Consider the following 11,486-nt stretch of genomic DNA (forward strand, 5'->3'; position numbering starts at 1 on the left):
GAGGAAAGACTGGCGGATCAGCCCTTCGAGCCGGTGAACGCGATCCCGGCGATCAGCTGCCGCTGCATGACCACGAAAAGAACGATCACGGGCAGCGAGGCGACGACGGACCCGGCGAAGAGGATCGGGTAATCGGTCAGGTACTGGCCGCGCAGCGAGGCCAGCCCGGCGGAGAGCGTCATCATCTCCGGGTCGGTGTTGACCACCAGCGGCCAGAGCAGGCTGCTCCAGGACCACATGACGGTCAGCAGCCCGAGCGCCAGCAGCCCGGGCCGTACCAGCGGCAGCATGATCCACCAGTAGATCTGCAGCGGGTTGGCGCCGTCCAGGCGCGCCGCCTCGTCCAGTTCCCTGGGCAGCGTCTTGAAGAACTGCCGCAGCAGGAACGTACCGAAAGCCCCGAAGACCCCGGGGGCGATGAGCGCCTGGAGGCTGTTGAGCCAGCCGAGCCCCTGCATGATCTCGTACCGGGGCAGCAGGAACAGCTCCCCCGGCACCATCAGCACGGCCAGGAACAGCATGAAGATCGGCCCGCGCCCGGGGAACTCCAGTCGCGCGAAGGCGAAGGCCGCGAGCGAGCAGAGCAGCAGCTGCCCGGCCGTCACCGCCGCCGTGACGATCACGGTGTTGAGGAACTGCCGCCCGAGCGGCACGGTCCTGAACACGTCGGCGAAGTTGTGCCACTGCCAGGAGGGGACCGGCCTGGGCGGCACCCGCATCGACTCGGTGACCGTCTGCAGCGAGACCACGAGCTGCCAGACGAACGGCGTGATCATGATCAGCCCACCGACGAGCAGGACCGCGTACACGATCCAGCGCCTACTCATAGTGGACCCACCGCCTCTGCAGCCTGAACTGGAGGGCGGTCAGCGCGAGGATCAGGGCCAGCAGCACGACCGCGATCGCGGCTGCGTAGCCGCGGCTGTTCTGCACGAAGCCCTGCTCGTAGAAGAGGTAGACGATCGTACGGCTCCCCGCCATCGCCGGGCTCTTGGTGTCGATCATGAGGAAGACCAGGTCGAACACCTGAAGAGCGTTGATCAGCGTGATCACCATGACGAAGAACGTGGTGGGCGTGAGCAGCGGCAGCGTGATGCGGAAGAACTGCCGCACCCTGCCCGCGCCGTCGATCGCGGCGGCCTCGTAATAGTGCTTCGGGATCCCCTGCAGCCCGGCCAGGAACAGCACGGCGTTGTACCCGAGCGAGCTCCAGATCCCGACCACCGCGATGGCGTAGATCGCGAACTCGGGGTCGGAGACCCAGTAGGGCCCGTCGATCCCGATCTCGCCGAGCAGGTAGTTGATCAGGCCGAAGTCGCCGTTGTACAGGTAGCGCCAGGTCAGGCCGACGGCCGCGGGCATGGTGACCACCGGCAGGAAGTACAGCGTGCGGAAGAAGCCGAGCCCGCGCAGCCCCGGCACGTTGAGCAGCACCGCGATCACGATCGCCAGCGGCACCCCGATGAGCACGAGCACGGAGTAGAGCAGCGTGTTGCGCAGCGCACCGAGCATCTCCTCGTCGCCGAAGAGGGCGGCGAAGTTGTCGAGCCCCACCCACGTCTGCCCGCCGAACACGCCGGACTCGGTGAAGCTCAGGTAGAGCGTCTGGACGATCGGCCACAGGTAGAACACGGCCAGCCCGAGGGCCATGGGCGCGATCAGCCCGTAACCCCAGAGCCAGTCGCGGCGCGGCCGCCGCCCAGGCCGGGCCGTCTTGACGGCGACCCGTTCCTCGGTCAGCAGCATCCGCTACTCCTCGGCCAGGATCTCGTTCATCTGCGCGGCGATCTCCCTGGCCGCGTCCGCGGTCGGCCGCTTGCCCGCCCACGCCTCGGCGAGGAGCTTGTTCTGCACGTCCTGCCACTTGGCGGTGTTCAGGGAGACGGGGTACGGCACGCCGTGCGGGATCGAGGCGTCGAACGCCTCCTTCAGGTGGTAGTTCGGGAAGGCGTTGAACCAGCCGTCCTGGGTGCCCGCCCGCGAGGAGACCGAGGCGCCGCCGGTGTCGCTGAGGATCTTCTGGGCCTCCTCGGAGGAGAGGAACGTGGCGAACTGCGCGCTCTCGACCGGGTGCTCGCTCTTGGCCGAGACGGCGTTGGCCAGGCCGAGCAGGATGACGGCCTCCTGCGCCGGCCCCTTGGGCAGGGGCGCCACGTCGACCTTGTCGCCGCGCTCGGTGTCGGCCTTGAACGCGGTGGCGAGCCAGGAGCCGCCGTAGTACATGGCGTACTTGCCGGTCATGAACAGCTGTACGGGGTCGGTGTCGGTGGTCGCCTGGGCGGGCGGGGCGACCTTGTCCTTGTTGATCATGTCGGTCCAGAACTCCAGGCCCTGGATGGAGCCGGGCTCGTCGAAGCCCGACTTCTTGCCGTCGGCGGAGATGACGTGGCCGCCGGCCTGGACGATCGTGGGGTAGAAGCCGCCCTGGTCCCACATGGGGGCCAGCAGGCCGTAGTGCTTCGTGGCCGGGTCGGTCAGCTTCTTGGCGGCGGCCCTGAGGTCGTCCCAGGTCCAGTCGGCGGTCGGGTACTTGACGCCGGCCTTGTCGAAGAGCTCCTTGTTGTACCAGAGCACGGGGAGGCCGACGTCGCGCGGCATGCCGTACAGCTTGCCGTCGTAGCGGTAGCCGTCCACGATCGCCTGCGGGAAGGCGCTGACGTCGGCGTTCTCGATGGGGGCGAGCACGCCGCCCTTGGCGTACAGGCGGACGTTGAGGCTGTTCATCCAGAAGACGTCGGGGGCCGCGCCGCCGGTGGCGGCGGTCTGGAGCTTGATCCAGTACTGGTCCCAGGGGGTGATCTCCAGCTTGACCGTGACGTCGGGGTGCTGCTTCTGGAAGGCGTCGATGATTTTCTGGGTGCTGGCTTGGTCGTTCTTCTCCCAAATCGCGTAGCTGATCGTGATTTTTCCGGAGTTGGTGGTTGTATCGGTGCCGGAGCCACAACCGGCCAGGGTCACGGCCAGGGCGGCGACCAATGCCATACGCAGACGCACGGGGGGTTCCTTCTCTCTGGAAGCGCCGGGGGTGGTGGTCAGGGTCTCGATCGCGAGGGAGCGGCGCCCGGCTCAGAATTCGGTGTTGGTGAAGCCGGTCCGCGCCACGACATCGCTGTATCCGTTGACGTCGAAGTCCTCGGCGTAGAAGAGGTGGAAGCCGGTGGCGTCGGCGGCGACGGCGGTGGCCGACTGGCTGCCGGCCGTGTTCGGGTTCATGCGCTCGCAGGGGAACCGGCCGGCCGTCGTCCCGTCGGCGTTGAAGCCGCGGGCGTACACCTCGAAGGAACGGCCGGCGTTCCAGATGTCGGACTCGGTCCAGCCGACGACGAACCGTCCGCTGTCGTCGACGGCGACGGACGGCGATCCCTGGACCGCGCACCTGTCCACCGACGACACCCTCCCGCAGAGCGGCGGGTACTCCTTGCCGCCGTCGGAGACCGTGTTCGGCGCGTACTTGCCGAACGCGACGGGGTTCTCAGCGAACCTCGATCCTAGGGAGGGCGTCAGACCTCGCGTCCGCACCCGCCAGACGGTCTTCACGTCGCCTCCGGTGACCGCCACGTTGTCGCTCCAGGCGACGACGCTGTCGCCGCCCGCCGTCGTCGCCACCGCGGGGGCCAGGTGCTCAATGGCCGCGTTGGTGTTGATCTTCGTGGCGGCGGCGACGGTCGCACCGGTCGCCGAGACGCGCTTGCCGTACACGTCGGGCGCCTGCTGCCAGACCACGGTCGCGGTGCCGGCGCCGTCGACGGCCACGTCCGGCCGGTCCCCCGCGCCCACCTGGACCGGCGCGAAGGCACGCGAGGTCAGCGAGGCGTAGCCGGCCGCGCGGACGGTCTTGGTCGGCGTGTCCTCCCAGACCACCGTGAACCCGCCGTCGCCCTGGACCGCGATCCTCGGCCGGGTCTGGTCGCCGCTCCACTGCGGGTCGTTCGCCCAGATCGTCGAGCTCAGCGTGCCCGACGGCGAGAGCCTGCGCACCGCGATGTTGTGCTCGCCCCGGCAGTCGCCGTCCTCGGCCCAGGCGACGTAGGCGTTGCCCGTGTCGTCGACGCCGGCCGACGGCTGCACGTGGTTCCAGCCGGTCGCGCACCCGACCCCGCCCATCGAGACCTTCACGGGGCCGGTCACCGGCTGCCCGTCGTGGTAGATGCGCGCGTAGACCTCGGTGCCGTCCACCGAGGCACGATCACGGTCGCCCTCCCAGGCCACGGCCGTGTAGCCGGCGCGCATGGCGGCCGCCCTCGGCGCCCGCTGGTCGTCGGGGCCATTGGCGGCCATCTGGAGCGCGGCGTCCGGATAGGCGGAGGGGACGAACTTGATCATCTCGTCCAGCATCGCGGCGAAGTCCGCGTCGTACGCCGCGTAGATCCCCGCGTCGTCGATCCGGATGAAGGAGTCGTCCGAGGCGGTCAGGGAGCCGGCATTGAGGTTGTGGGAGCCGGTGTAGACGTAGCGCCGCGTCGCGCCGCCCGCTGCCGCCGACGGCCCGTTCACCAGGATGATCTTCGAGTGGAGGTTGTCGGGCGCGCAGGTGTCCCCGGCCGGGTAGTGGCAGCCGCCGGGCCTGAAGGTGTGCACCACGATGCCGCCCTTGGCGAGCTCCTGGGCGGTCGAGACCGTCTGGTTGCCCTCGGCGACGAGCACCTGGACGCCGCACCCCTGCTGCTTCTTCGCCTTGAGCGCGTCGATGACGAGCGGCCTGTCCGTGGCGAACTGCGCCTGCGCCACGCGGATCGTGCCGGGGCAGCCCACGTCCTTGATCATGGCCGCGACCAGGTCGGCGCTGTCGTAGGTAGCCTGGTCGTAGACGGTGTCGCGGGGCTCCATCCAGACCGTGACCTTGCCACTGGCGGAGGTGAAGGGCGCCTGCCACGTCGCCCGCACCCGGGAGACCAGCGTGTCGAACACCTGCCGGTAGCCCTCGGCCAGGCCGGCGTCGCCCGAGCTGATCAGCATGTTCTGGTGGAGGCCGTTGTCGGCGCTGAGGTTCTGCGAGCTCTGCGCGACCACGTCGGTCCTGCCGTCCGTGAGGCGGCTGAACACGAAGAACTTGTGGTGGTTGATGTCGGTGTCCGGGCCGTTGCAGCCCATGGTGCAGAGCGTGACCGGCACGCCGGCGGCGGCCAGCTCGTCGAGCAGCGGGTCGTGACCGGATCCCTCGGACACCACCCGTACGTCGACGCCGCGATCGTGCGCCGCCACGAGCTCGTCCTTGACGGTCCTGATCTCCAGCACGTACGTCGCCACGCGCAGGGTGGAACCCGGCGCGGCCAGGTCGATCAGGCCCAGCAACCGCGTCAGCAGGGAGCCGTCGAGCGTGCCGTCGACGCTCGGCCTGCTGAAGTACGCCGACAGCTCGGGAGTCGCCGCACGGGCCGGGGTGATCACGCCGAGCAGGCAGGATAAGCAGACGAGGATGACAGACAGGCGTCTGGTCATGCGTGCCTCTCTCCACTGAGGTTTCGTCGGATGCCGCGGGTCCAGGCCGCCACCTCGGCCTCGGTCTCCGCCCGCTCGCGCGGCCAGCCCTTGACGTCCGGCCGCGTCTGCCACGGCTCGGGGCCGGACTCCTTGCGGTACTCCACGCCCAGCGCGGCGAGCCGGCGCTCGTGGTGGTGCAGCCGCGCCCGGAAGTCGTCGAAGTCGCCGCCAGCGGGGCTCCACACGACCTCGGCGAAGGCCGACAGGCGGGGGAAGGCCATGTAGTCGAGCGCGCGAGGCGAGTCGATGTGCTCGGTCCAGAGGTTCGCCTGTGCGCCGAGCACGCGAACGGCCTCGGCCTCCGTGAGCTCAGGCGGCACCGGTTCGAAGGCGTGGACGTCGCGCAGCGAGATCACGCTGCCGATCGGGACCGGCTCGTCGGGCCGGTCCGACTGCCGGAAGTCGAGGTAGAGCTGGGTGAACGGGCACGTGATCACGTCGTGCCCGGCCCTGGCCGCCACGACCGCGCCGTACGTGCCGCGCCAGGACGCCACGGTCGCACCCGGCGGCAGGCCGCCCTCGATGATCTCGTCCCAGCCCAGCAGGCGTCGCCCGCGCGCGGTCAGATGGTCGGAGAACTGGCGGATGAACCAGCTCTGCAGCTCGTCCTCGTCGCGCAGGCCGAGCTCGCGGATGCGCCGCTGGGCCGACGGGCTCTCCCGCCACTGCGTCTTGGGGCACTCGTCGCCGCCCACGCAGACGTACTCGCCGGGGAAGATCTCCATGACCTGGTCGAGCACGTCCCGGTAGAAGGCGAGCGTGGCGTCCTCGACGTTGAGCACGTTCGGGGAGACGCCCCACTGGGTGGCGACCTCCAGCGGGTCGTCGAGGTTGCCCAGCTCCGGATAGGCGGCGATGGCGGCCTGGGAGTGCCCGGGCAGCTCGATCTCGGGCACCACGGTGACGAACCGGTCCGCCGCGTACGACACGATCTCGCGCAGGTCGTCCTGGGTGTAGAAGCCGCCGTGCGGGCGGCCGTCGAAAACGCCGTGCCGGCGTGACCCCAGCGGGCTCTCCCTCCGCCAGGCGCCGACCTCGGTCAGCTTCGGGTACCCCTTCACCTCGAACCGCCAGCCCTGATCGTCGGTCAGGTGCAGGTGCAGCACGTTGAGCTTGTGCGCGGCCAGCAGGTCGATGTACCGCAGCAGGTCGGGCTTGGGCAGGAAGTGCCTGGCCACGTCGATGAGGCAGCCGCGCCACCGGAATCTCGGCCGGTCCTCGACGGTGACCGGGGCGACGAGCCAGTCCCGCTCGCCGACCGCGCCGCTGCGGAAGGCCGCGGGCGGCAGCAGCTGGCGCAGGGTCTGCGCGCCGTAGAACGCCCCCGCCGCGTCCCCCGCTTCGATGCGCACCCCGCCGGGGCGCACGGTCAGGCGGTACGCTTCATGGCCGAGCCCGGCCGCCAGGGTGATCTCGATCGCCCCGGGCCGCGCCTCTCCGGGCGGCAGCGGCAGGCCGGTCACGGGGAACAGCACGCCACGCAGCCAGCCTTCCACCCGCGCGAGCTCGGGGGGTGCGGCGATCACTGTGGCCGTGGTGAGGGTGAAGGGCTCCGTGCCGTCTCGGGTGAGGTGAACGGGTCGTGGCAGCAGCAAGTCAGGTCCCTGAGGGGTCGGGGGGCGGGATTCGACGGTCGTGTCGCCGTACGGGCGGGCGGGCTTGCGTCGTGGTGGATGACCGTCCCGATGGGAATTTATGATGAAGTCCACCATTAAGATTCGTCAAGAAGGGTTATCCGTGACGCACCCCGTGACTGGCGGCGACCTTCAACGGCTCCGGCGTCTCAACGCGCTCTCCGCGCTCGCCGCCCTGCGCGTCGGCGGCCCGATGACGCTGACCAGGCTCGCCGAGCGCGCCGACCTGGCCAGAGCCACCATCAAGGTGGTGGTCAGCGACCTGATGGAGCTGGGCTGGGTGGCCCAGATGGATCCGAGCGGCGGCGAGAAGGGCAGGCCCGCGCGCCGCTACCGGTTCCGCGGGGAAGCGGGCCGAGTGCTGGGGCTCGACATAGGAGCGCACAAGGTGCTCGCGGTCGTGGCCGACCTCGACGGCAACGTCCTGCACACCACGCGCGAGCCGGTCACCCCCGAGCAGCCGCGCGCCGAGCGGCTGGCCGCCGTCGACAGGGCCGTCGACGCCTGCCTGACCGGCTCGGGCACCTCCGCCTCCGACGTCTGGATCGCGGTCGCGGGCAGCACGGGCTACGTCGACCTGCAAGGACGCGTCGTCCTGTCCCGGGCCATCCAGGACTGGTCGAGCGTGCCGCTGGCCGATCACGTCGGCGCGCGGCTGGGCTGCGCGGTCCTCGTGGAGAACGACAGCCGGCTCGCCGCACTCGCCGAGTGCCGCAGAGGCATCGCCCGCGACACCCGGAATCTGATCTTCCTGCACGTCGGCAGGCGGGCCGGGGCCGCCGTCGTGCTCGACGGGGTCCCCCTGCGCGGCGGCGGGGGCGCGGCGGGCGAGATCGGCGTGCACCCGCTGTTCAACCTCGGTCACGTGGGCGAGCTCCTGCAGGCCGTCCCCGCCGTGGAACCCGGCACGCCGCCCGACGCGGTCGCGGGGGCGGTGTTCGAGGCCGCCAGGCGCGGCGACGCCGGTGCGCGCGGCGCCGTCCTGCGGTACGTCAAGGTGCTCGCGCTGGCCACCTCCGCGATGGCCCTCACCGTCGATCCCGACCTGGTGGTGCTCGGCGGGGGTTTCTCCCGGTCGGCCGACGTGCTCCTGGAGCCGCTGAGGGACGAACTGGAGACGATGTGCCTGCGCACTCCGGAGGTGCGGGCCTCGGTGCTCGGCGACGAGTGCGTGGCGGTCGGCGCCGTCTGTTACGGCATCGAGCGCCTGTCCAAGACGCTCTTCAACCCCGAGACCGGCCCGTTGCCCGCAGACGCCCCTCCATCATTAATGGTTTAGTTCACCAAATATCGGGAGCGTGCGTGAGGACGGCTGGTTGTGACGTCGTCCAGGACGCCCAGGTCCGGAGGCCGGGAGCGGCGGCCGCCGTGACGTTGATCTAAGACTTCCGGTGCAGTTGAATGAGCGGGTGCGTGCTGGGCGAGTGGTCTCCCCGGTTCTGGTGGGGCGGGAGAGGGAGCTCGCCCGGCTCGTCGCGCTGGTCGCCGGGGCGCCCGCCGTGGCCGTCGTCGAGGGCGAGGCCGGCATCGGCAAGTCCAGGCTGACAGCCGAGCTGCTCGGCGGTCCCGCGGTGGCGGGCCTGCGGGTGCTGAGCGGAGCCTGCGTGCAGATCAGGGAGCCGTTCCCGCTGGGGCCCGTCGTCGAGGCGTTACGCGGACGCGCGCCCGAGCTGGCCGGGGCGGCCTTGTCGCCGGTCGCGGGGGCGCTGCGCGAGCTGCTGCCCGAGCTGGCCGGGGTGCTGCCGGAGACGCCGCCGCCGCTCGACGACCGGGCGGCCGAGCGGCACCGGGTCTTCCGGGGGCTCGCCGAGGTGCTGACCGCGCTCGGCCCCGCCGTCCTGGCGGTGGAGGACCTCCACTGGGCCGACGGGCAGACGGTCGAGTTCCTGACGTACCTGATGTCCGTGCTGCCGGGCACGTTGCGGGTGGTGCTGACGTACCGGAGCGAGGAGGCGTCAGGGGCGGTACGCGCGATCACGGCGCGCGCCCCCGACACGATCACGGCCGAGCATCTGGTGCTACCGCCGCTCGACGCCGCCCAGACGCGGGTGATGGCCTCGGCGATCCTCGGGGCCGAGGAGGTGACGGCCGAGTTCGCCGAGCACCTGTGCCTGCGGGCCTCCGGCCTGCCGCTCGCCGTGCAGGAGCTGCTGGCGCTGCTGCGCGACCGCGGCACGCTCATCCGGTGGGAGGGCGGCTGGGCGCGGCGGGCGCTGGAGGACCTGGACGTGCCGAGCGGCGTGCGCGCCTCGGTGCAGGAACGGGTGGCCCGGCTCTCCCCCGGCGCCAAGGAGGTGGCGGAACGCGCCGCCGTGCTGCAGCTTCCCGTGCCCGTCGCCCTGCTGTCGGGGCCCGACGTCGGGGCGATCGACGAGGTGCTCGGCTCCGGGTTGTTCGCCGACACCGGCGGGCTCGTGGGGTTCCGTCACGTGCTGGCGGCGCAGGCGGTCTACGAGGCCATCCCGCTCGGCCGCCGGCAGGCCCTGCACGCCGCCGCCGCCGACACCGTACGCGGGCTGCGCCCGGTGCCGCTGGGACGCCTGGCCCACCACCTGCGCCAGGCGGGCCAGGCCGGGCAGTGGGTGGAGGCCGCGATCGAGGCGGCCGAGCAGGCCTCGAGGCTGGGCGACGACGCCGAGGCCGCGCGCCTGCTGGAGGACGTGCTGCGCGACACAGACCTGCCCGCGGCCCGGCGGGCCGAGCTGACGGTGAAGCTCGGCTGGGCCGCCCTGGAGCTGCTACGCCCACCGCCGGTCGCCGACCTGGTCAACTGCGCGCTGGAGCAGGACGTGCCGCCCCCGCTCCGCGGCCACCTGCGCCTGCTGCTCGCGCTGCACCTGGAGCGCACCCGCACCGACGGCGCCCGCATCGGCGAGGCCTTCGCGCGGGCCGCCGACGACCTCGCGGGCGAGCCGGGGCTGGCCGCGTGGGCCATGGCCGGGGTCGGCCGCCCGCCGAGCGACCTGCCGCCCGAGGAGAGCAGGTCCTGGCTGGAGCGGGCGCTCGCGACCCTGCCCGCCGTCGCCGATCCGGCCATGCGGATGCTGGTGCTCGGCAAGATCGCGATGATCTTCGTGGTGATGGGCGATCCGCGCTGGGCCGCGCTCGCCGGCGACCTGCTGCGGGAGACCGGCGGGCGGCGGCTGCTGCGCCGCGAGGTCAACGCCTACCGCTCCATCGGGGGCGCGGCCCTGTTCAGCGGGCACCACCGCCAGGGCCGCCGCCTGCTGACCGCGGCCGTCGAGGACGGCGCCGAACCCGACCTGCGCGAGCGGCTCGAACTGCGCTGCCTGGTCAACCTGGCCGCGGCCGACTACTTCGAGGGCTCCTGGCAAGGGCTGCCGGCCAGGCTCCAGGAGCTGCGCGACCACTTCGGCGACGAGCCGCACGAGCGCATCCTCGTCGACATCGTGACCGCCTGCCTGGCCGCGGTGCAGGGCCGCCAGGAGGCCGCGCTGCCGCCGCTGCTCGACGCCGCCGCCGAGGCCCGCACCCGGAGGCAGTTCGACGACCTCGTGCTGCCGCTGGCCATGCTGCTCAGGGTGGCCGCCGCGCGGGGCGAGCCGGAGCCGGCGATCGAGGCGGCCGTCGAGGCGGGCCTCCACTGGGAGGCGAGCGAGCTGTGGCCGGTGGCGGTACGCGCACTGCCCGCGCTGACCGAGGCGCTGCTGGCGGCGGGCCGTCCGGACGAGGCCGCCGACGTCGTCGCGCGGCACGCCGCCCGGCTGGCCGGGCTCGACGCGCCGCTGGCCACGCCCGCGCTCGCGCAGGCCCGCGGTCTGATGGCCGCCGCCGACGGGCAGTGGGCGCGGGCCGCGGCGGAGTTCGCCGCCGCCGCCGACGCCTTCGAGCTGATCCCGGCGCGGTACGAGGCCGCGCAGGCCGGCGAGCAGGCCGCCGCCTGCCTGTTCGCCCTCGACGACCCCGAGGCCGCCGGGCGGCTCAGCCGGGCCGTCGCGGTGTACGCCGACCTCGGGGCGCGCTGGGACCTCGACCGCGCGACCGGGCTGGGCCGCAGGTGGGGAGTCCGCCCGGCGGCGCAGAGCGCGCCCGCGCAGGCGGGGAACGACCACGCGCTGTCGGCCCGGCAGGAGCAGGTGGCCCGGCTGGCGGCCGAGGGGCTGACCAACCAGGAGATCGCCAGGGAGCTGTTCCTGTCGCCGAAGACGGTGGACAAGCACGTGAGCGCGGCCATGCGCAAGGTCGGGGCGCGGTCGCGGACAGAGCTGGCCCGCCACCTCCTCCCCGGCCGCTGAATCCCTAAATTGGGGATTTTTCCCCATAGGGCACCCCATACCCCACCCCATACGGCTGCCGCGACACTTTCGGCATGTCCGAAACCACCGAAGACCCCGGCCCGCCAGACCCGGA

General features: G+C 72.0%; 7 protein-coding genes. 2 read left to right on the forward strand and 5 right to left on the reverse strand.

Going from position 1 to position 11,486, the window contains the following annotated elements; translation table 11 throughout:
* Positions 1–17: 17 nt before the first annotated feature.
* From ACWDLG_RS34060 to ACWDLG_RS34080, 5 genes are all read right to left on the reverse strand, one after another.
* Positions 18–827, reverse strand: a complete 810-nt coding sequence (locus ACWDLG_RS34060; RefSeq protein ID WP_449928069.1) for a carbohydrate ABC transporter permease — start codon at positions 825–827, stop codon at positions 18–20.
* Positions 820–1,746 carry a carbohydrate ABC transporter permease gene (locus tag ACWDLG_RS34065; protein ID WP_449928071.1) on the reverse strand — a complete coding sequence of 309 codons (927 nt, stop codon included), beginning with the start codon at positions 1,744–1,746 and terminating at the stop codon, positions 820–822. The genes ACWDLG_RS34060 and ACWDLG_RS34065 overlap by 8 nt, the downstream gene beginning before the upstream one ends.
* Before the next feature lie 3 nt (positions 1,747–1,749).
* Positions 1,750–2,994 (reverse strand): ABC transporter substrate-binding protein, encoded by a 1,245-nt coding sequence (locus ACWDLG_RS34070; protein ID WP_449928073.1) that lies wholly within the window; start codon positions 2,992–2,994, stop codon positions 1,750–1,752.
* 72 nt (positions 2,995–3,066) lie between these two features.
* Entirely contained in the window at positions 3,067–5,439 is a 2,373-nt protein-coding gene (locus tag ACWDLG_RS34075) for a phospholipase D-like domain-containing protein (RefSeq protein WP_449928075.1), read from the reverse strand.
* A complete protein-coding gene (locus ACWDLG_RS34080; RefSeq protein ID WP_449928077.1) occupies positions 5,436–7,076 on the reverse strand; it encodes a beta-N-acetylhexosaminidase in 1,641 nt (546 codons plus the stop codon). Before ACWDLG_RS34080 ends, ACWDLG_RS34075 begins: the two co-directional genes overlap by 4 nt.
* Before the next feature lie 142 nt (positions 7,077–7,218).
* Here ACWDLG_RS34080 and ACWDLG_RS34085 point away from each other — a divergent pair, with 142 nt between their 5' ends.
* Complete coding sequence (locus tag ACWDLG_RS34085) at positions 7,219–8,394, forward strand: ROK family protein (RefSeq protein ID WP_449928079.1); 1,176 nt, start codon at positions 7,219–7,221, stop codon at positions 8,392–8,394.
* A gap of 130 nt (positions 8,395–8,524) precedes the next feature.
* Complete coding sequence (locus tag ACWDLG_RS34090) at positions 8,525–11,371, forward strand: ATP-binding protein (RefSeq protein WP_449928081.1); 2,847 nt, start codon at positions 8,525–8,527, stop codon at positions 11,369–11,371.
* The last annotated feature ends 115 nt before the right edge of the window (positions 11,372–11,486 follow it).

Source organism: Nonomuraea sp. NPDC003727, assembly GCF_053586935.1.